This is a genomic window from Rhodoferax ferrireducens (genome assembly GCF_031458075.1).
Lineage (GTDB): Bacteria > Pseudomonadota > Gammaproteobacteria > Burkholderiales > Burkholderiaceae_C > Rhodoferax_B > Rhodoferax_B ferrireducens_A.
In genome coordinates this window covers 1,249,530-1,269,387 of record NZ_JAVDXT010000002.1, presented here as the reverse complement: position 1 = coordinate 1,269,387, position 19,858 = coordinate 1,249,530, and the positions used below count along the sequence as shown (strand labels likewise).

At 63.3% G+C, this 19,858-nt stretch carries 23 protein-coding genes and 1 pseudogene; 19 read left to right on the top strand and 5 right to left on the bottom strand.

All coding sequences use genetic code 11. From position 1 onward, the window contains the following. Positions 1 to 81: 81 nt before the first annotated feature. From J2X19_RS14915 to J2X19_RS14900, 4 genes are all read left to right on the top strand, one after another. Complete coding sequence (locus J2X19_RS14915) at positions 82 to 519, top strand: RidA family protein (protein ID WP_310374305.1); 438 nt, start codon at positions 82 to 84, stop codon at positions 517 to 519. Positions 520 to 645: 126 nt separating this feature from the next. Continuing rightward, a complete protein-coding gene (locus J2X19_RS14910) occupies positions 646 to 1,359 on the top strand; it encodes a YebC/PmpR family DNA-binding transcriptional regulator (RefSeq protein WP_310374303.1) in 714 nt (237 codons plus the stop codon). 65 nt (positions 1,360 to 1,424) lie between these two features. Further along, entirely contained in the window at positions 1,425 to 2,675 is a 1,251-nt protein-coding gene (locus J2X19_RS14905) for a serine hydrolase domain-containing protein (RefSeq protein WP_310374301.1), read from the top strand. 67 nt (positions 2,676 to 2,742) lie between these two features. Further along, positions 2,743 to 3,501 carry an SDR family NAD(P)-dependent oxidoreductase gene (locus J2X19_RS14900; protein ID WP_310374299.1) on the top strand — a complete coding sequence of 253 codons (759 nt, stop codon included), beginning with the start codon at positions 2,743 to 2,745 and terminating at the stop codon, positions 3,499 to 3,501. A gap of 189 nt (positions 3,502 to 3,690) precedes the next feature. Here the strand turns inward: J2X19_RS14900 and ppk2 are convergent, their stop codons facing one another. After that, positions 3,691 to 4,584, bottom strand: a complete 894-nt coding sequence (gene ppk2 / locus J2X19_RS14895; protein WP_310374549.1) for a polyphosphate kinase 2 — start codon at positions 4,582 to 4,584, stop codon at positions 3,691 to 3,693. Positions 4,585 to 4,744: 160 nt separating this feature from the next. On the opposite strand from ppk2, the gene bktB reads away from it, so the two are divergent. From bktB to J2X19_RS14860, 7 genes are all read left to right on the top strand, one after another. Further along, positions 4,745 to 5,929: a beta-ketothiolase BktB gene (bktB, locus tag J2X19_RS14890; protein ID WP_310374296.1), complete on the top strand. Its 1,185-nt coding sequence runs from the start codon at positions 4,745 to 4,747 to the stop codon at positions 5,927 to 5,929. Positions 5,930 to 6,079: 150 nt separating this feature from the next. Then, the gene (locus J2X19_RS14885; RefSeq protein WP_310374293.1) at positions 6,080 to 7,282 is read left to right on the top strand and encodes an ROK family transcriptional regulator; all 1,203 of its coding nucleotides are present in this window, start codon (positions 6,080 to 6,082) and stop codon (positions 7,280 to 7,282) included. After that, positions 7,279 to 8,766 (top strand): sugar ABC transporter ATP-binding protein, encoded by a 1,488-nt coding sequence (locus tag J2X19_RS14880; RefSeq protein ID WP_310374291.1) that lies wholly within the window; start codon positions 7,279 to 7,281, stop codon positions 8,764 to 8,766. The genes J2X19_RS14885 and J2X19_RS14880 overlap by 4 nt, the downstream gene beginning before the upstream one ends. Continuing rightward, positions 8,747 to 9,742: an ABC transporter permease gene (locus J2X19_RS14875; protein WP_310374290.1), complete on the top strand. Its 996-nt coding sequence runs from the start codon at positions 8,747 to 8,749 to the stop codon at positions 9,740 to 9,742. Before J2X19_RS14880 ends, J2X19_RS14875 begins: the two co-directional genes overlap by 20 nt. 56 nt (positions 9,743 to 9,798) lie before the next feature. Further along, positions 9,799 to 10,758 (top strand): substrate-binding domain-containing protein, encoded by a 960-nt coding sequence (locus tag J2X19_RS14870; RefSeq protein ID WP_116606546.1) that lies wholly within the window; start codon positions 9,799 to 9,801, stop codon positions 10,756 to 10,758. Between the two features lie 81 nt (positions 10,759 to 10,839). Then, entirely contained in the window at positions 10,840 to 11,847 is a 1,008-nt protein-coding gene (locus tag J2X19_RS14865) for a sugar phosphate isomerase/epimerase family protein (protein WP_310374287.1), read from the top strand. Beyond that, the gene (locus tag J2X19_RS14860; protein ID WP_310374285.1) at positions 11,844 to 13,004 is read left to right on the top strand and encodes a Gfo/Idh/MocA family protein; all 1,161 of its coding nucleotides are present in this window, start codon (positions 11,844 to 11,846) and stop codon (positions 13,002 to 13,004) included. The genes J2X19_RS14865 and J2X19_RS14860 overlap by 4 nt, the downstream gene beginning before the upstream one ends. Before the next feature lie 106 nt (positions 13,005 to 13,110). Here J2X19_RS14860 and J2X19_RS14855 read toward each other — a convergent pair whose 3' ends face one another. From J2X19_RS14855 to J2X19_RS14840, 4 genes are all read right to left on the bottom strand, one after another. Next, a complete protein-coding gene (locus J2X19_RS14855) occupies positions 13,111 to 13,515 on the bottom strand; it encodes a hypothetical protein (protein WP_310374282.1) in 405 nt (134 codons plus the stop codon). Between the two features lie 46 nt (positions 13,516 to 13,561). Further along, a complete protein-coding gene (locus J2X19_RS14850; protein WP_116606542.1) occupies positions 13,562 to 13,801 on the bottom strand; it encodes an HP1242/YdcH family protein in 240 nt (79 codons plus the stop codon). 63 nt (positions 13,802 to 13,864) lie between these two features. After that, the gene (locus tag J2X19_RS14845) at positions 13,865 to 14,614 is read right to left on the bottom strand and encodes a 2OG-Fe dioxygenase family protein (protein ID WP_310374280.1); all 750 of its coding nucleotides are present in this window, start codon (positions 14,612 to 14,614) and stop codon (positions 13,865 to 13,867) included. Then, entirely contained in the window at positions 14,611 to 14,892 is a 282-nt protein-coding gene (locus J2X19_RS14840; protein WP_116606540.1) for a DUF427 domain-containing protein, read from the bottom strand. The genes J2X19_RS14845 and J2X19_RS14840 overlap by 4 nt, the downstream gene beginning before the upstream one ends. A 127-nt stretch (positions 14,893 to 15,019) precedes the next feature. On the opposite strand from J2X19_RS14840, the gene J2X19_RS14835 reads away from it, so the two are divergent. From J2X19_RS14835 to J2X19_RS14795, 8 genes and pseudogenes are all read left to right on the top strand, one after another. Further along, on the top strand, positions 15,020 to 16,063 hold the full coding sequence (locus tag J2X19_RS14835) for an NADP-dependent oxidoreductase (protein ID WP_310374277.1): 1,044 nt from the start codon (positions 15,020 to 15,022) through the stop codon (positions 16,061 to 16,063). A gap of 29 nt (positions 16,064 to 16,092) precedes the next feature. Next, positions 16,093 to 16,478: pseudogene (locus J2X19_RS14830) on the top strand (DUF1801 domain-containing protein). A gap of 283 nt (positions 16,479 to 16,761) precedes the next feature. Further along, on the top strand, positions 16,762 to 17,340 hold the full coding sequence (locus tag J2X19_RS14825; protein WP_310374275.1) for a dihydrofolate reductase family protein: 579 nt from the start codon (positions 16,762 to 16,764) through the stop codon (positions 17,338 to 17,340). 230 nt (positions 17,341 to 17,570) lie between these two features. Continuing rightward, positions 17,571 to 17,984, top strand: coding sequence for a hypothetical protein (locus J2X19_RS14820; RefSeq protein WP_310374272.1), 414 nt, complete (start codon positions 17,571 to 17,573; stop codon positions 17,982 to 17,984). 8 nt (positions 17,985 to 17,992) lie between these two features. Further along, positions 17,993 to 18,202 carry a hypothetical protein gene (locus J2X19_RS14815; RefSeq protein ID WP_310374270.1) on the top strand — a complete coding sequence of 70 codons (210 nt, stop codon included), beginning with the start codon at positions 17,993 to 17,995 and terminating at the stop codon, positions 18,200 to 18,202. 400 nt (positions 18,203 to 18,602) lie between these two features. Then, on the top strand, positions 18,603 to 18,833 hold the full coding sequence (locus J2X19_RS14805; RefSeq protein WP_310374268.1) for a hypothetical protein: 231 nt from the start codon (positions 18,603 to 18,605) through the stop codon (positions 18,831 to 18,833). 196 nt (positions 18,834 to 19,029) lie between these two features. Continuing rightward, entirely contained in the window at positions 19,030 to 19,296 is a 267-nt protein-coding gene (locus tag J2X19_RS14800) for a hypothetical protein (RefSeq protein WP_310370390.1), read from the top strand. 57 nt (positions 19,297 to 19,353) lie between these two features. Further along, entirely contained in the window at positions 19,354 to 19,623 is a 270-nt protein-coding gene (locus J2X19_RS14795; RefSeq protein ID WP_310374265.1) for a hypothetical protein, read from the top strand. Positions 19,624 to 19,858: the final 235 nt, after the last annotated feature.

Sequence of the window (19,858 nt, the reverse complement as noted above, 5' to 3'; positions counted from 1 at the left end):
GCTGCTCGCGCAGTGGGGATAAGCGCCAGCGGCCTGTTTTACGTAAACTTCGGCACCCTCTTCAACCCATCGCCAAGCTCCATGCCCGTCGCACCTCCAAGCTCTCCGCACCGCTTCATCAACCCCCCAGGCCTGTACGACCCGCAGCCCAACGGCTATTCGCACGTGGTCGTCGCCGCAGCGCCAGCACGACTTGTGTATGTGGCCGGCCAGGGCGGGGAAGACATCCACGGCGCGCTGAGCGAGGACTTCGCCACCCAGGTGCAGCAGGCGTTGCGCAATCTGCAGACCGCGCTGGCGGCCGCCCAGGCCGGGCTCGCCGATGTGGTGAAAATCAGCGTGCTCATCGTCGACCATTCGGAACAGCGGCTGGCCGTGCTCAGCCAGGAAGTGCGCGCCGCCTGGGGCGACTTGCCCACGCCGGCCTGTACCCTGATCCCGGTGCCGCGCCTGGCACTCGACCGCATGCTGTTCGAAATCGAGGCCACGGCCGTAGTGCCACTGGCGACCGCGGCTTAGCCCGCACAGATGGGTGTATAACCAAGCCCCTCCCGGTCATGCGGCCCGGCTTCTGAAGCCGCGCGCATACCCCAATTAGCAGCACACCCCGCGCAATCAATGCGCAAACAGCAAGGAATAGCAAACATGGGCGCACAGTGGAAAGCAAAAGGCAAGGAACTGGCGGCGAATGCCCGCGGCCGCGCCTTCGGAAAATTGTCCAAGGACATCATGGTGGCGGCCCGCAGCGGTGCCGACCCGGCAGCCAACGCCCGCTTGCGCCTGCTGGTGGAACAGGCGCGCAAGGTCTCCATGCCCAAGGACACGCTGGACCGCGCGATCAAGAAAGGCGCCGGCCTGACCGGTGAAGCCGTCAACTTCGAACACGTGATCTACGAAGGCTTCGCGCCGCACCGCGTGCCGCTGATGGTCGAATGCCTGACCGACAACGTGAACCGCACCGCGCCCGAAATGCGCGTGCTGTTCCGCAAAGGCCAGCTGGGCACCTCGGGCTCCGTCGCCTGGGATTTCGACCACGTGGGCATGATCGAAGCCGAGCCCGCCAACAAGGATGCCGACCCCGAGCTGGCCGCCATCGAAGCCGGCGCGCAGGACTTCGAGCCCGGCGAGGACGAAGGCAGCACCTTGTTCCTGACCGACCCGGCCGACCTGGACCTGGTGAGCCGTGCGCTGCCGGCCCAGGGCTTTACCGTCTTGTCGGCCAAGCTCGGCTACAAGGCCAAGAACCCCATCGACCCGGCCAGCCTGAGCGCCGAGCAGCTGGAAGAAGTCGAAGCCTTCCTGGCCGCTATCGACGCCAACGACGATGTGCAAAACATCTTCGCCGGCCTGGGTGGCTGACACCTTTTTTGCTGCAGTATTGATAGCTCCTGGCGCAGGCAGTATCTGCGCTAGAGCCTATTTTCATGCCTAAAAAAGTGCATCCACAAGCACTGCTGCTGGCCGTACTGCTGGCCAGCCTAGGTGTCCGGGCCGCGCCGGATGAAGACCTGCTAGGCCAGGCCGCCGGCTACCCCGCAGGCCGGAACCTGGCCCAGGCCTACCGCGAGCCATATATGGTGGGGTCCTTCAGCGCCATGGACGGCCTGCACCCCTCCTGCACCCTGGCGCCGGCAACGCAGCCTGTGCCGCTGCCGCAGGCCGCTACAGAAACCGACTTCCGCTACCGTTTTGCTGGGCGTAGCTGGGCGCTGGACGACTATCTGCAGCACCAGCGCGCCACCGCGCTGCTGGTGCTCAAAGATGGCGCCATCATGGCCGAACGCTACAGCTATGGGCGCGACGCCGGCATGCGCATGCTGTCCAACTCCATGGCCAAGACCGTGGTGGCGCTGGCCATCGGCAAGGCCCTGGAGGAAGGCTTGATACGCTCGCTCAACGACAGCGCCGCCACCTATGCCCCGGCCCTGGCCGGCACGCTGTATGGCGACACCCGCATCGTCCATCTGCTGCGCATGGCCTCTGGCGCCCGCTACGTGGAGGACTACACCCCGAGCGACGACCGGGCCCGCTTCAATGCTGCCGTTCGGCGCGTCGGCACGGCCCAGGCGGCGCGCACCATCGCCGAGCGCGCCGACCCCGAGGGCCAGCGCTTCAACTACGCCGGCGCCCAGACCGACATGCTGGGCCTGGTGCTGCGCGGCGCCACCGGCCGCAGCCTGTGCGACTACGTGGCCGAAAAAATCTGGCAGCCGCTGGGCGCCGAAACCTCGGCCAAATGGCTGCTGAACCCGGCCGATGGCCTGGAGCTGGCCGCCGGCGGCTTCAACGCCACGGTGCGCGACTACGCCCGCCTGGGCTGGATGCTGGCCAACGACGGCCAGGCCCAGGGCCGGGCCGTGCTGCCGCGCGACTACCTGCTGGACATGACCGAGGCGGCCCGCCAGCCCGAAGCCTTTCGCCCCGGCCGCATGCAGAACAAGGGCAGCAGCTATTTCGGCTACGGCTTCCAGGTCTGGCTGGTGCCGGGCAGCCACCGCCGCTTTGTCCTGCTGGGCATCCATGGCCAGGCGATCCTGGTCGACCCCGATCTGAAGCTGGTGGTGGTGCACACCGCCGTCGGCAAGGACGCGGCCGGCGACGCCAGCGGCAGCCATCTGGGCGCCGAACGCGACGCCTTGTTCCGCGGCATCGTGGCGCACTACGGCGCTTGGTGAGGCCAGCCGATCACTACATTAATGCTAGCTAGCAGCGCAGATACAACCTACACCAGAGCCACTTTTTATGCCTAATACCACGCCCCAACACCTGAGCATACTGACCGGCGCCTCGCGCGGCATGGGCCTGGCCATGGCCGAGCAGCTGCTGCAGGCCGGCCATAGGCTGGTGTGTATTTCGCGCCAGACCAACCAGCAGCTCGCTGCCAACTATGGCGCGCTGCTGGAGCAGTGGCAGCACGACCTGGGCGACGCCGCCCCGGTCGCCACACGGCTGGGGCAATGGCTGCGGCAGCAGGACGCGGCGCAGTGGGCCAGCGTCACCCTGATCAACAACGCAGGCATCCTGGCCCGGCTCACGCCCTTGCGCGATGCCGAGGCGGTCGACCTGGCGCAGGCGCTGCGGGTCGGGCTGGAGGCGCCGATGCAGCTAACCGCCGCCTTTCTGGACGCCACTCGCCGCTGGCCGGGGCAGCGCCGGGTGCTGAATATTTCGTCCGGCCTGGGGCGCCGGGCCATGGCCGCATCGGCTGCCTACTGCGCGGCCAAGGCCGGCATGGACCACTTCAGCCGCTGCGTGGCACTGGACGAAGCCCCGCAGCCGAACGGCGCCAAGATCTGCTCGCTGGCCCCCGGCGTGATCGACACCGACATGCAGGCCCAGCTGCGCGGCGCAGACAGTGCCGCGTTTGCCGACCAGGAAGCCTTTGCCAACCTGCACCGCAGCGGCCAGCTCACCTCGCCCAGCGACGCCGCAGCCCGCGTACTCGCCTACCTGGCGCAGCCAGATTTCGGCAGCCAGCCGGTGGCAGATGTGCGTGGCTAAGCCGTGACGCTATAGATTCAATAGCTGCTAGCGCAGGCGAAATAAGCGCTAACGGCCTAAAAAGCACCTACCCCACCAAACAGACACCCCTTCCAGAGATTCCGCGGAACTGGCTACGCCAGGCCGCTGGAATCGCCCCCTGCAAGGGGGTTGGCGTAGCGACACGCAGTGCGCGCAGCCTGGGGGTGTTCAATAAACTTCCGGTACTACGATCTCGTTGGGCACAGGCTGGCGGATGTAGTCGTCATGCCGCTCGCGCTCGGGCAGCTGGATCACCGGGTGCGGCACTTCCTGGTAGGGCATTTGCTGCAGCAGGTGGTGGATGCAGTTGAGCCGGGCCTTCTTCTTGTCCACGGCCTGCACCACCCACCAGGGTGCCTCGGGGATGTGGGTACGGTCCAGCATCACTTCCTTGGCCTTGGTGTATTCCTCCCAGCGGCGGCGCGACTCCAGGTCCATGGGGCTGAGCTTCCACTGCTTCAGCGGGTCGTGGATACGGCCCAGGAAGCGCAGATGCTGCTCCTGGTCGGAGATGGAAAACCAGTATTTGATCAGCTGGATGCCGGAGCGCACCAGCATGCGCTCGAACTCGGGCACGGTGCGGAAGAATTCTTCGTACTGGTCGTCGGTGCAAAAGCCCATCACCCGCTCGACCCCCGCGCGGTTGTACCAGCTGCGGTCGAACAGCACGATCTCGCCGGCCGCCGGCAGGTGCGACACATAGCGCTGGAAGTACCACTGCGTGCGCTCGCGGTCGTTCGGTGCGGGCAAGGCGGCGACCCGGCAGACCCGCGGATTCAGCCGCTGGGTGATGCGCTTGATCACGCCGCCCTTGCCGGCGGCGTCGCGGCCTTCGAACAAAATCACCACCTTGTGGCCGGTGGCCACCACCCAGTCCTGCAGCTTGACCAGCTCGGCCTGCAGGCGGAACAGCTCGCGGAAGTACTGGCGGCGCGCCTCCTTCTGGCTGGGGCTGTCTTCCTCCACCGGCATGCCGTCCAGGCCGACCAGGGTGCGGTCTTCGATCTCCATTTCCAGCTCTTCGTCGTAGCTGTCGAGCAGGTCGCGGTGCACGCGCTGCATCATCTCGTCGGTATATGCGTTCACAAAATTCTCCTGGGGCGGGGCCATTGACTGCCGCCACAGTACAGAGCATTCATGTCAGATATGTGACAGATCCGTGTAAGCCCCTTGCAGGAATCACGGCCCATACTCTGGGTTTCGTTCAAAACAGGAGACTCCCATGCGCCGTGAAGTTGTTGTGGTCAGCGGTGTGCGCACCGCCATTGGTACGTTTGGCGGCAGCCTGAAAGACCAGGCGCCCAGCGCGCTGGCAGCCCAGGTGGTGCGCGCAGCGCTGTCGCGTGCCGAAGTCGCGGGCGCCGACGTCGGCCACGTGGTGTTCGGCCACGTGGTCAACACCGAGCCCAAGGACATGTATTTGTCGCGCCTGGCGGCCGTCAACGGCGGCTGCAGCCAAGAAACCCCGGCCTTCAACGTGAACCGCCTGTGCGGCTCGGGCCTGCAGGCCATCGTGTCGGCCGCCCAGTCAATTCTGCTCGGCGATACCGACATCGCCATAGCCGGCGGTGCCGAGAGCATGAGCCGCGCGCCCTATGCATCGCTGAACACCCGCTGGGGCGCACGCATGGGCGACACCCAGATGGTGGACATGATGGTCGGTGCGCTGCACGACCCGTTCCACACCATCCACATGGGCGTGACCGCCGAAAACATTGCTCAAAAATGGGGCATCAGCCGCGAAACCCAGGATGCGCTGGCAGTCGAGAGCCATAACCGGGCCGAGCGCGCCACCCAGGCCGGTTATTTCACCGAGCAGATCCTGCCCATTACCCTGAAAAGCAAGAAAGGCGATGTGGCCTTTGCCGCCGACGAGCACTTCCGCCCCAACTGCACCCTGGCGGACATGGCCAAGCTCAAACCCGTCTTCGTGAAAGAAAACGGCACCGTCACCGCCGGCAATGCATCGGGACTGAACGACGCCGCCGCGGCCCTGCTGCTGATGGAGAAAAGCCAGGCCGACATCCGCGGCCTGAAGCCCATGGCCCGCCTGGTGGCCTATGCGCATGCCGGCGTCGACCCGCAGTACATGGGCATAGGCCCGGTACCGGCCAGCCAGAAAGCGCTGAAGCTGGCCGGGCTGACGGTGCAGGACCTGGACGTGATCGAGGCCAACGAAGCCTTTGCCGCCCAAGCCTGCGCCGTGACCCAGGACCTGGGGCTGGATCCGGCCAAGGTGAACCCCAACGGCTCAGGCATCTCGCTGGGCCATCCGATAGGCGCCACCGGCGCGGTGATCACCGTCAAGGCCTTGTACGAGCTGCAGCGCATCCAGGGCCGGTATGCGCTGGTGACCATGTGCATAGGCGGGGGTCAGGGCATCGCGGCGATCTTTGAACGGATGTGAGGCCAGCCACCGCGGCATTCGCCATTACTTAGGCCTAAATTTGGTCGAAGTTAGAACTTGATGGGCTGAAGTGTCCGTCCTACCATGCGCTACCGCCTGCCGCACACCCCCGTGTGGCCGGACAGGCGGACGCATAAAAGGAGACACGCTTTGGCACTTTGGGACCGCTTGTCCTCGGTGGAAACCGCCCTGCTGCACACCATCTTCTGGTCGGCGGGAGCTTCACGCTGGGACCTGGCCGAACGCCTGGGCTACTCCAAGAGCAAGACCAATAGCCTGGTCGCGTCCCTGCTCGACGTAGGCCTGCTGGAAGAAACCGGCCTGGCCGGCTCCACCGGCGGCCGCCGGCCCGAAACCGTGCAGCTCAGCCAGCGCCTGGGCGTGCTGATCGGCGCCGACCTGGGCGCCACCAGCCTGGATCTGGCGATTCTGCGCCCCGACCTCAGCGTACTGGCCCGCCGCACCGAAGCCGCCGACGTGCGTGCCGGCCCCGGCGTGGTGATGGCCCGGGTCCGGGTGCTGATGCGCGAATTGCTGGCCGAATGCGGCGCGACTGCCCAGCAGGTCATCGGCATCGGCATGGGCGTGCCCGGCCCGGTGGACTTTGAAAGCGGCCAGCTGGTGAACCCGCCGCTGATGCCGCACTGGGACAGTTTCTCGATCCGCGACTACCTGCGCGAGGAATACGCGGCCCCGGTGTTCGTCGACAACGATGTGAACCTGATGGCGCTGGGCGAACTCTGGCGGCTGCAGCGCAGCCTGCAGAACTTTTTGGTCATCAAGGTGGGCACCGGCATTGGCTGCGGCATCGTCTGCCATGGCGAGGTCTACCGCGGCGCCAATGGCTCGGCCGGTGACGTCGGCCACATCTGCGTCGACACCGCCGGCCCGCGCTGCCACTGCGGCAACCTGGGCTGCGTGGAAACCATGGCCGCCGGCCCGGCCATCACCCGCATGGCCCTTGAGGCCGCCGAATCCGGCGAAAGCGCCCTGCTGGCTGCCGTGCTGGCCGACAAGGGCGCGATCAGCCCCGAAGACGTAGGCCAGGCCAGCCGCCATGGCGACGCCGCCGCCAACCGCATCATCCAGCACACCGGCAATCTGATCGGCCAGATGCTGGCCTCGGTGGTCAATTTCTTCAACCCCTCGCATGTGTTCATCGGCGGCGGCATCACCCGCATCGGGCCGCTGTTCCTGGCCTCGGTACGGCAAAGCATTTACCAGCGCTCGCTGGCGCTGTCGACCCGGCACCTGGAGATCCATTACACGCCGCTGGCCGAGCAGGCCGGCCTGGTCGGCGCGGGCGTGCTCGCCATGCAGGAAACGCTGAAAAGCAAGGGAAGCACACGATGAGCGTGAACGTCGCATTTGACAATGTGGTCAAGGAATTTGGCCCTGTGCGTGTGCTGCACGGCGTCAGCTTTGCGCTGCAGGCCGGCCGCACCGTAGGACTGCTGGGCGAGAACGGCGCGGGCAAGTCCACGCTGATGAAGATACTGGCCGGCTTCGAGACCGCCACCGGCGGTGGCTTGCGCATCAACGGCCAGCCCATGCAGTTCAGCACCTCGCGCCAGGCCGAGGCCCAGGGCATTGTGCTGATCCACCAGGAATTCAGCCTAGCCGAAGACCTGACCATCGCGCAAAACCTGTTCCTCGGCCACGAGAAGAAAAAGGGCTGGCTGCTCGACGACGCGACCATGCAGGCCGAGGCCGCCAAGGCCATCGCCCAGGTCGGACTCAAAGCCGACGTCAACACCCGGGTCAAGCAACTGATCGTGGCCGAAAAACAGCTGGTCGAAATCGCCCGCGCGCTGTTGCGCAAAGCCCGGCTGCTGATCATGGACGAGCCCACCGCGACCCTGACCCCCGGCGAAACCAAGCGCCTGTTCGCGCTGATGGCCCAGCTGAAGGCCGACGGCGTGACCCTGGTTTACATCTCGCACAAGCTCGACGAGGTGGAACAGGTGACGGACGAGGTGGTGGTCATGCGCGACGGCCGCTTTGTGGCCCGCGAAGACACGCAGAACCTGAGCCGCCAACAAATGGCCAGCCTGATGGTGGGCCGCGAACTCACTGACCTGTACCCGCCGAAAGCGCCCCACGCGGACGCCGCGATGCCGATGCTGAAGGTCACCGGCCTGACCGTGCCCGGCTGGGCCGAAGACGTGGGCTTCGAAGTCCGCGCCGGCGAAATTTTGGGCTTTGCCGGCCTGGTCGGCGCGGGCCGCACCGAGCTGTTCGAAGGCCTGCTCGGCCTGCGCCCGCGCAGCGCCGGCCAGGTCGAATTGCAAGGCAAGCTGGTCGACTTGAAGAGTCCGCGCGCCGCCGCCCAGCAAGGCCTGACCTACCTCAGCGAAGACCGCAAGGGCAAGGGCTTGCACGTGCACTTCGGCCTGCGCGAAAACCTGACCCTGATGGCGCTGGAGCGCTACACCCACCCGCTGCTCGACCCGCAGGCCGAGATGGTGGCGCTGGCCACCGCGGTGAACGACTACGGCATCCGCACCGGCGACCTGCAGAGCAAGGCCTCGTCGCTGTCCGGCGGCAACCAGCAAAAGCTGGCCCTGGCCAAGGTGCTGCACCCTCGCCCCAAGGTAGTGGTGCTGGACGAACCGACCCGCGGTGTCGACGTGGGCGCCAAACGCGACATCTATTTTCTGGTGCAGCGCCTGGCCCGCGAAGGCCTGGCCGTGGTCGTGATCTCCAGCGAGCTGATGGAGCTGATCGGCCTGTGCCACCGGGTCGCGGTGATGCGCGGCGGCAGGCTGCAAACGGTACTAGAAGAACAGCAACTCACGGAACAGGAACTCATACGCCATGCAACAGGAAGCCATTAAATCCCCCCGCAGCGCCGCCCACTGGATGGGCCGCCTGCACGGCATGGGGCCGGTCATCGGCCTGGTGCTGCTGCTGATTGCCGGCACCTTGCTGAACAGCAATTTCGCCACGCTGGACAACGCGATGAATGTGCTGACCCGCACCGCCTTCATCGGCATCATTGCGGTCGGCATGTGCTTTGTGATCGTCTCTGGCGGCATCGATTTGTCGGTAGGTTCGATGGCGGCGCTGATCGCCGGCAGCGTCATCATGTTCATGAACATGCTCGGACCCATGATGGGTTCGCAGGTGATGGTGGTAGTCCTCGGCATGGGCCTGGCACTGGTGCTGGGCGCAGCCTTCGGCCTGGCGCACGGCCTGCTGATCACCAAGGGCCGGATCGAGCCCTTCATCGTGACCCTGGGCACCTTGGGCATCTTCCGCGCCTACCTGACCTACTTCGCTAACGGCGGCGCGATCACCTTGGACAACGACCTGAGCGATGTCTACAGCCCGGTCTACTACGCGAGCCTGGCCGGCATCCCTATCCCGGTGTGGGTGTTCCTGGTCGTCGCCCTGCTCGGCGGCGTGATCCTGAACCGTACCGCCTTCGGCCGCTATGTGCAGGCCATAGGCTCGAACGAACAGGTGGCGCGCTACGCCGCTGTCGATGTGGACCGCATCAAGATCCTGACCTATGTGCTGCTCGGCGTCTGCGTCGGCATCGCCACCCTGCTCTACGTGCCACGCCTGGGTTCGGCCTCGCCGACCACCGGCCTGCTGTGGGAGCTGGAGGCCATCGCCGCGGTGATCGTCGGCGGCACGGCGCTGAAGGGCGGCGCGGGCAGCATCACCGGCACCGTGGTCGGCGCCATCCTGCTGTCCGTCATCAGCAACATCCTGAATCTGACCAGCATCATCAGCGTCTACCTGAACGCTGCCGTGCAGGGCTTCGTGATCATCGGCGTGGCATTCATGCAGCGCAGCAAGAGATAGCTTTCCAACCCGGTAGCCACAAGCTACTTTTTATCCACCTGTAGGAGACATCTGAAATGAAAAAAATCACCCGTAGATTGGCCCTCACCGCCGTCGCTGTTGCGGCACTGGCGAGCGCCCCCAGCTTTGCGCAGGAGAAGGTCGTTTTGGGCGTCGCCATTCCGGCCGCCACCCACGGCTTTACCGGCGGCATCGTGTTCTGGGCCAACCAGGCCAAGAAGGATCTGGAAAAGGCCCACCCCGGCCTGCAGGTCATCGTCAAGACCGCCTCCGGTGCGCCCGAGCAGGCCAACCAGCTGCAGGACTTGCAGACGGTGAACAAGATCAACGCCCTGGTGATCTTCCCGTTTGAATCGGCATCACTGACCAAGCCTGTGGCCCAGGTCAAAAGCAAAGGCGTGTACGTCACCGTGGTCGACCGCGGCCTGACCGACACCAGCGCGCAAGACGCGTATATCTCGGGCGACAACACCGCGTTTGGCAAGATCCCCGGCGAATACCTGGTCAAGGCCATGGGCGGCAAGGGCAATATCGTCGCAATGCGCGGCATCGCCACCACCCTGGACAACGAGCGCATGGACGCCTTTAACGCGGCGATCAAGGGCAGCGACATCAAGCTGCTGGACGCCAAATACGCCAACTGGAACCGCGACGACGCCTTCAAGGTGATGCAGGACTACCTGACCCGCTTCAAGCAGATCGACGCCGTCTGGGCCGCCGACGACGACATGGCCGTGGGCGTGCTCAAGGCCATCGACCAGGCCAAGCGCACCGACATCAAGATCGTCTTCGGCGGCGCCGGTGCCAAGGGCATGATCAAGACCCTGATGGACGGCAAGGACCCGCGCATCCAGGCCAATGTGTCCTACTCGCCCAAGTTCATCTACGACGCGATCAAGCTGACCGCCGAGGCGCGGCTCAAGGGTGAAAAGCTGCCGGCTACCTACATCATCCCGTCGGTGCTGATCACCAAGGACAACGCGAAGCAGTTCTACTTCCCGGATTCTCCTTTCTGAAATTTATAAAAAATAGGGGCTCTGGCGCAGGTAATACCTGCGCCAGCAGCTATGCAAACCATAGCATCCGGGAGTTAAGCCATGGCAAGACCCGTTACCTTGTTTACTGGCCAGTGGGCCGATATTCCGCTCAAAGAGCTCGCGCCGCTGGCCAAAAGCATGGGCTACGACGGCCTGGAACTGGCCTGCTGGGGCGACCACTTCAACGTGCAGGAGGCGCTGGCTTCCAGCAGCTACGTCCAAGACAAAAACGCCCTGCTCGCCAGCCACGGCCTGCGCTGCTATGCCATCGGCAACCACCTGGTGGGCCAGGCGGTGTGCGACCTGATCGACGAGCGGCACCAGTCGATTCTGCCCAGCCACGTCTGGGGCGACGGCGACCCCGAGGGCGTGCGCCAGCGCGCGGCGGCAGACCTGCAAGACACGGCGCGCGCCGCGGCGAAGTTCGGCGTAAAGACGGTGACCGGCTTCACCGGCTCTTCAATCTGGCATGCCACCTATGCGTTTCCGCCGACCTCGCAGGCCTTCTGGGACAAGGGCTTTGCCGACTTCGGCCGGCGCTTCATCCCCATCCTCGACACCTTCGAGCGCGAGGACGTGAACTTCGCACTGGAAGTGCATCCCACCGAGATCGCCTTCGACACCGCCACCAGCCAGCGCGCGATCCAGGCGGTCTACGGGCATCGCCGTTTCGGCTTCAATTTCGACCCCAGCCACCTGGCCTACCAGGGCGTGGACTACGTGAAGTTTCTGCGCACCTTCCCCGACCGCATCTACAACGCCCACATGAAGGACGTGTGGTGGGGCAAGGGCGACGGCACGGTGGGCACATTCGGCGGCCATACCAGCTTTGGCGATGCCCGGCGCAACTGGGACTTCCGCAGCGTCGGCCGCGGCATGGTCGACTTCGAATCCATCATCGTGGCGCTGAACGACATCGGCTACGCCGGCCCGCTGAGCGTGGAATGGGAAGACAGCCGCATGGACCGCATCCACGGCGCTACCGAGAGCGCGGCCTTCTGCAAACGGCTGGATTTCAAACCGGCGGCGGGCGCCTTCGACGCCGTATTTGCCAAAGACAAACAATGAACTCTTCTAGAAAACTCCGCTACGCCATGGTCGGCGGCGGCCGCGACGCCTTCATCGGCGCGGTACACCGCAAAGCCGCGGCGCTGGACGGCCAGATCGAACTGGTCGCCGGTGCCCTCTCCGCCAACCCCGACAAGGCCCGCGCTTCAGGCCGCGACCTGTTCCTGGCCGACGACCGGAACCACGGCAGCTGGCAGGAACTGCTGGCCGACGAGCTGAAGCGCCCTGCGCACGAGCGCATCGATTTCGTCAGCATCGTCACCCCGAACCACCTGCACTTCCCGGTCGCCCAGGCCTTTGTCGATGCCGGCTTCCACGTGGTCTGCGACAAGCCGCTGGTGCACACCAGCGCCCAGGCATTGGCGCTGGTGGCCGCGGTGCAGCGCCAGGGCACGGTGTTCGGTGTTACCCACAACTACACCGGCTACCCGCTGGTGCGGCAGATGCGCGAGATGGTGCGCAGCGGCGCCATCGGCACCATCCGCAAGGTCATCGTCGAATACCACCAAGGCTGGCTGGCCACCGCGGTGGAGGCGACCAACAACAAGCAGGCCGCCTGGCGCATGGACCCGGCGCAAAGCGGCATGGCTGGCGCCATGGGCGACATCGGCTCGCACGCCGAGAATCTGCTGACCACCGTCACCGGCCTGGAAATCGAAGCCATCTGCGCCGACCTCAGCGCCATGGGGGCCGGCCGCACGCTGGACGATGACGCGAACATGCTGCTGCACCTCAAAGGTGGTGTGCGGGGGGTCTTGGTCGCATCGCAGATCTGCGTGGGCTGCGAAAACGATTTGCGCCTGCGCGTGTTCGGCACCGAGGGCACGCTGGACTGGAGCCAGGAGAACCCGAACCGGTTGCTCCACACGCCCCTGAACGAAGCGCCACGCACCCTGACCCGCGGCGGCCCCGGCCTGTGCGAGGCGGCCATCCGCGCATCGCGCCTACCATCCGGCCACCCCGAGGGCTTCATCGAGGCCTTTGCCAACATCTACCTGGGCGTGGCCGCCGATATCCGTGCCCGGCTGGCGGGTGTGGCGCCCGATGCGATAGCCGCCGACTACCCGCGTGTGGCAGACGGTGCGCGCGGCGTGCGCTTCATCGAGAAAGTGCTGGAGTCGTCGCGCAGTGGGCAGAAGTGGACGGCGCTAGACTGATTTTGCTATATTTTCAATAGCTTCTTGCGCACATACCGATTGCGCTGCAGGCATATTTGGTATGTATTGAATAAGCAAAAGAATCCTGAAACAGCCCGCCGGCGCCTCACAACTTCTTCCACACCTCTCCATCCTTGGTGCGGTAGGTGCCACCGGTGGCGCAGCAGCCTCCCGCACCAAAGGCGATGCGCCCCAGGGTGACGGTGACTGCGCCTTTTTCTGCAAGCAGCGTCTGCCGGTCGCACGAGGTGAAGAACGGATACAGCTCGGGCTCGAGCACCATCTGCCAGCCTCCCCCCTCGGGCAGGGCGCGATAAACCTTGCATCCCTGCACCGCCAAGTGCACGGGCTTGCCAGCCAGCACGCCCTTGAACACCCGCTCCGGCGGCACCTCTGCCATCGGATCGACGTCGACAGGCGGCGGTTCCGGCGGCGCCGGCTCGCTACAGCCGGCCCACAAGACCGCCAGCACAAGCAGGCTCCACTGCGCGCGCCACTTGGACCCGGTCACAGCGGAATCACCTGCCGTGCCAGCACAGCACGGGTACGCGGGCGGCTCAGGGCGCTATCAACATCTGGTAGATGTCGTCCTTGACCTTCAAGCGCTTCTTCTTCATCTCTTCCAGCGCTTCGTCGGAGATGACACTGCCGTCCTGCTCGATCTTGGTGATCGCGTTGTTCACCTCGTCGTAGGCATTGAACAGGTGCAGAAAGCGCGAGCTCGACAGCTTGAGGCTGCGGATCTTGCCGATCAGCTGCGGGAATTCATGGGCCAGGTCGTGGTTGAGTAATTCCATGTTGTCTCCTTGCGGTTGTAAAAATTCCGGCCCACGCGGCCCAAGCCGCGCGCACCGGTCTGCTCAGCTACTTTGGAACTGACTGGACCGGAAGGTCAGCACCAGCGTATCCCGGTAACCGCCCGCCTCTACGGGCTGGATCGGTGTGGACTCGTGCACCACCCGCGCGTCGTCGAGCAACAGCATAGTCCAAGGCTCGGTCATGGTGAAACGCTGGCCGTGCGGGCCATCGGCCTCGAAGACCCGGGTTTCGCCGCCCTTGATGCCTTCGCGGCCCACCAGCAGTACCGCGACAAAGTCCACACCGTCACGGTGCGCACCCTCAGGCGTGGGCCGGCCAATGCCGTCGGTGGTGTCGATGCGGAACTGGTGCGCCTCCACATACCAGGGCGCGGGCCGGGCGGCATCGCCCTTCAGCGCGCTGCAGATAAGCCCCAGGCCCAGCAGCAAACGGCTCCAGGCCGGCTGCGCCACGGTTTCGTCCAGCATGGGGGCGAACCAGCGCTCCATGCCGCCGTGCAAGGCGTTGTATTCCACCGGCTGCCAGTGCGGGCGGTGCGGCACCTGGGTCAGGCTGTCGCCCTGCAGCACAAAGCAGGAATGGCGGCGACGCCGGTAGCGGCCGCCGTCTTTCAGGTATTCGTCGGGCGGCAGATCGGCCCAGCTGGGCTGCAGAGCATCCAGGTCGGCCAGACTGCAGCCGGCGAGCTGGGCCACGCCGGCCGGGCTGAGCGCCGCATAGGCCTGCTGGCGCAATACCGCGACCACCTGGGCGGGCGGCGTGATGGGAGGTGAAAGAAGACGCGTGCTCATGCCTCGATCTTTACGCCTTTCCAGAAAGCCACGCGGTCGGTGACTTCTTCAGCGCCCATTTTCGGGTTGGCGTAGTACCAGGCGGCGTCGGTGTTCATCTCGCCGTCCACCATCAGCGAGTAATAGCTGGCCTGGCCCTTCCAGGCGCAGGTGGTTTTGTGGTTGCTAAAGCTTACAAATTCGCGGTTCAGCGAGCTCAGCGGGAAATAGTGGTTGCCTTCCACCACGGCGATGTCGGAGCTTTCGGCGATCACGGCGCCGTTCCAAATGGCTTTCATGGGAACTCCTCAAATTGGTGCAGCCCACAGGATATACCAGCGCGCCGCCCTGTCGCGCCCGCGGTGTACGGGGCTGCGGCTTGTGGCTACTATCGCGGTCTAACCCTTAGAGAAGACAGGAGACACCATGGCCGACACCACCCAGCTCAGCAACCACCAGATCCGCCTGGCCAGCCGCCCCGTCGGCCTGCCCACCCACGCCAACTGGCGCAGCACGACCGAGCCGGTACAGCAGCCGGGCGCCGGCGGCCTGCTGGTCAAAACCCTGGCCCTGTCGCTGGACCCGGCGATGCGCGGCTGGATGAACGAGGGCAAAAGCTACATCCCGCCGGTGGGCATAGGCGAAGTCATGCGCGCTGGTGGCGTAGGCGTGGTGGTGGCGTCCGAGAACCCGCAGTTCGCCGTGGGCGACCATGTGTCGGGCTCGCTGGGGGTGCAGGAATACCTGCTGCTGTCGCAGGACCAGATCAAGCGCAACGGCCTGGCCAAGATCGACCTGCGCCTGGGCAGCCTGACCCAGTGGCTGAACGTGCTGGGCATGCCCGGCATGACCGGCTATTTCGGCCTGATGGACGTGGGCCACCCCCAGGTGGGCGAAACCCTGGTGGTATCGGGTGCGGCCGGCGCCGTGGGCCAGACCGTCGGCCAGCTGGCCAAGATCAAAGGCTGCCGGGTGATCGGCATTGCCGGCGGCGCCGCCAAGTGCGACTGGGTGGTCAACACCCTGGGCTTTGACGCCTGCATCGACTACAAGGCCGGGCCGGACGCGGTGCGCGACGGCCTGAAGGAGCATTGCCCGAACGGCGTGGATATTTATTTCGACAATGTGGGCGGCGACATCCTCGACCAGGTGCTGGCCCGGCTGGCACGCGGTGCGCGCATCATCATCTGCGGCGCCATCAGCCAGTACAACAACACCTCCGCCGTGCAGGGCCCGAAGAACTACCTGAGCCTGCTGGTGAACCGCGCCCGCATGCAGGGCATCGTGGTGTTCGACTACGCCGACCGCTACCACCTGGCGGTGGCCGAACTGGCCGGCTATCTGAGGGACGGCCGCATGCACAGCAAGGAAGACGTGGTACACGGGCTGGACACCTTCCCCGACACCCTGCTCAAGCTGTTTGCCGGCGAAAACTTCGGCAAGCTGGTGCTGCAGGTGGCCGATGCCTAAATACCGCGGGAACAGAGCCGAGGATGGATATGAAAAACAGCGCAACGCCCGAGGGTGAATCTGCGACACAACGCATCGACTTGCGGATCCAGGAGCTGGATGGCTGGCGCGGCGAGACCCTCGCCCATGTGCGCGCGCTGATCCACCAAGCCGACCCAGGGGTGGTAGAGGAATGGAAATGGAGCGTCCCGGTCTGGTCGCACGGCGGCATCCTCTGCACCGGCGAGGCCTATAAAAGCGCAGTGAAACTGACCTTCCCCAAGGGCGTTGCGCTGCCGGACCCTGCGGGGCTATTCAACGCCAGCCTGGAAGGCAAGGTCCGGCGGGCAATTGACATCCATGAAAAGGGGATGCGATGGACGAAGAAGCGTTCAAAGCGCTGGTACGCGCGGCTGTAGCGCTGAACCGGCCCTAGGCGCAGTAGTTGCGGTCATACAAAATGAGCGGTTGGATTGCCTGCCTCATCACCGCGTTCGGATTATTTTTGGCCGGATTTTCCAAAATTGCAGGTCTCCCGTCCTTGGGTTGACAAGCGTGGCGGAAATTTTGGGTTCTGCCATCGCGGGGAAGCAGAAAAATGAAAGCACCCGTTCAAGACAGAGTTAGGGCAAAAAGCGGAGCTACGTCACCGGCCTTTAGTTTTCCTCCCGAGGTTCCTGCCAGACGTTGAAAAACCAATAGAACTTCCGAGGCAAAAAATGAAAACCCAGTACTACACCGCCACAAGCCTTGACGGATTTCTGGCAACCGAGGACGACTCGCTGGACTGGCTGTTCCCTCTCGGAAGCTTGAAGGATTCCAGCTATCCAGAGTTCATATCCAAAGTGGGCGCTTTGGCTATGGGCTCTGCGACCTATGAATGGATGGTGCGCAATGCCGAAACGGTTGCTGCCGAGACCGGCTCACCGTGGCCCTACATGCAGCCAACATGGGTGTTTTCCAGCCGCAATCTTCCAACCATTGACGGCGCAGCCATTCGGTTCGTCAAAGGCGACGTGCGAACTGTTCATTCGGAGATGCGGGCAGCTGCGGGTGACATGAACATTTGGGTCGTTGGAGGTGGCGACCTCGCCGGTCAATTCCATGATGCCGGCCTATTGGATGAACTCATCGTCCAGATTGGCTCGGCTACCCTTGGCAAAGGTAAGCCCCTGTTCCCCCGAAGAGTGCTAAGCCCAAGCCTGCGCTTGGTATCCGTTCACCAGATGGGTGCCGGCATGGCGGAGCTGCGTTATACAGTGGATATAGGGCGTGCGGCTGGTGTCGGCACGGTATGACAGGATGCGCCACCACAAGCAGCCCTTCGTTTCGTTGCCACAATTCGTAATATGCGAACCATAAAGTCCCTTCCCGCAGGGTAAGCGTTGCCAATGTCGAACACTTCGTATCTCAAGAGGCACCGGCTCTCCTGCGGCCTGGTTTGAAAATCGCGAACGGGAACTTTGGGGGGTGATGGAGGCCAATGTGGCTGGACCAGCCGTGGCTTATTGAATCACAAGGAAACAACATGCTGTTAACTGATATCGCCGTCGAGCACACGCTGGCGCCCCCAAAGGGAGGACTTCGTGGGACGTTTTTTGTGCATCCCTTTACGAATACACAACGAGATACCCTTGGTAAATTTGAGATCGTTCGTAGCATCCGCGAGCCAGGTGTTAAAGAAGTGAAATGCTCGACATTCGTGTCGTTTCAGCATTTGGCGGAGTTGTACGCGAAAGGTGTACTCGACGAATTCGGGTTTTCCGTTCGCATGTGTCCTGCTGATGGCAAGTACCCCACCACGAATCCCGTAAAAAAAATACTCCCAACCAGCATCAGACCTGGCTCGCCGTTCGACCTGGCGGTTCAAGGTGTAGATGTTTCAAAACCAGCAAACCGCGAATTGAGAACAGCCTTGCTTCGCACTCACATAAGACTCTAAGGGCGCCTGTGAATCCATCTGTTGCCCATGCCGAAATCATCGCCACGTTCAAGCGGGCGGAGTCAGATGCCGCTCACAAGTTCGAATTGATCAAAGCTGCTGCGAAAAAGGGACCCAAGGCCATCCAAGCCGCCGTTGACGCAGCGGCAAAGGCGGCAAAACGCAGGGACTCATACGCAAAGAAGCTGGATGCCTTAGGTGTGAGTCTCAATGATTGAGGAGTAATCCGCCTATTTCCCTACACTGGTCATTGGCGACTACCCCAACTGGACCCAACCCAAAGGACAAGATGCTGACCCTGCAGCGCCAGGCCCAGGCGGGCAGTACTGCCGCACCGGTGGAGTCGGGCCTGTGCTGGAGAAAATCCGTTTTTGTCACGCGGTCATTGACAGCAACCCGCCGTGGAACCCGCTAACAAATTGGCTATGTCTCAAACTGTTTGCCAGAAAATCTGAGCTACTGGAACCTATCGGTCAATACCGGAACTTGGTCGGGCGGATTTTCTTGACAGCTACCTGAGGGCATGGTTTGAACAAAAAATGAAGTTGCTGAAGCAGCGTTTTAAGGTGCTGCTCCTCACGATAGATAGTGTCAAGTAATAGCCTGGAACTACCCAAAATGATGGATTGGATCCCTATAGCCTTAGTTACATTCAAGGTTCTCGTGCTCGGCACGGGCATGTTCTTCGCCATCAAGTGGCATTACGATCAAGGTAAGAAAGACAAGGAGAAGCGCGCGGTGCGACGCGCGGTCGGCAAGGTGACTGCAGTCTTCGTGCTATCGCTACTGGGCCTGGTGCTCGTCACCTTCGCCCTTGCCAGGATGCTCGGTTTGGACTTGACCTACTAATGGTGTCAAAGAATAGTCGGCCGATATCCAGTGATGCGGCAGCAATTCCTCGATGCGGCTTGGAAAATTCAGGGTCTGCTTTGGAGAAAACTGAACTTCGGCTTCGGGCCCGAGACAGCCATGCACGCTACGGCAGAATACGGCCAGAACCGGACTTACGATTGCTCCATCCAACCAAGTGACCTTGAGGAACATTTTGAGAGTTACTCTCGCCGACGGGCGTTTCGCGGAAATCGATACCGAGGGCCAATCCTTAAACGTCTTCGAACCGGACGGTTCGAAGCTCTTCATGGTGGCCCCGCCCGAGCATGCAGGGTTTTATCAGTTCGCGCGCCATGCTGTGCACGGCGAATGCCCAATCGTGTCGTTTGAACCCGGCCATGCCATCAATGGCTGGACGGACTGGTACTACAGAGTCGATGTCAGCGGTCAGTTCGTCGAAAGGCTCAATCCTTGGCGATAACCTTGAACAACGACTGGACCCGGCCAAGAGCAGACTTCCAGCACAAACTCCAAAGCTATGGGACTACGGCAGCATTTTCAATTTTCAAGCGCATCTCAGGACGCTGTGCTTCAGGTGCTGAGAGGATTCTCGGAAGTCGCTAATCTCGATGAGCGCGGCGAGTTTGTTGTCTTCACCCAGCGAGATGGTGTCGAATTTTCGTTCGACTGCGAACTGGTTAAAGATGGCATCGTTTCCGAGCGTGCCGGTGGATATTTCGCGTCTCTCGGAATGTTCCTCGAAGCCCTTACCGACGCATTCGGTGCGGTCACCGTTGAAGACGTTTGACGGCTATTAGTAGACATTTCAGAGCATGACTAGAACAGAGTTCGCAATCCTTGTCCTTTGGCTCATGCTGCCGCCTTTGCTTGTTGGTGGTGCCTTGGTATACAGGCTAAAGCGTGGAATTCGTCCGCAGATTGCCTTTGCGTTGGTATCGATGACATTGGCGGTTACTCTCTTCCTATTTGGTCCCAGCTGGCTTGGCCGCTATCTAGGGTTGCATGACGCGGAAATTCTGGGA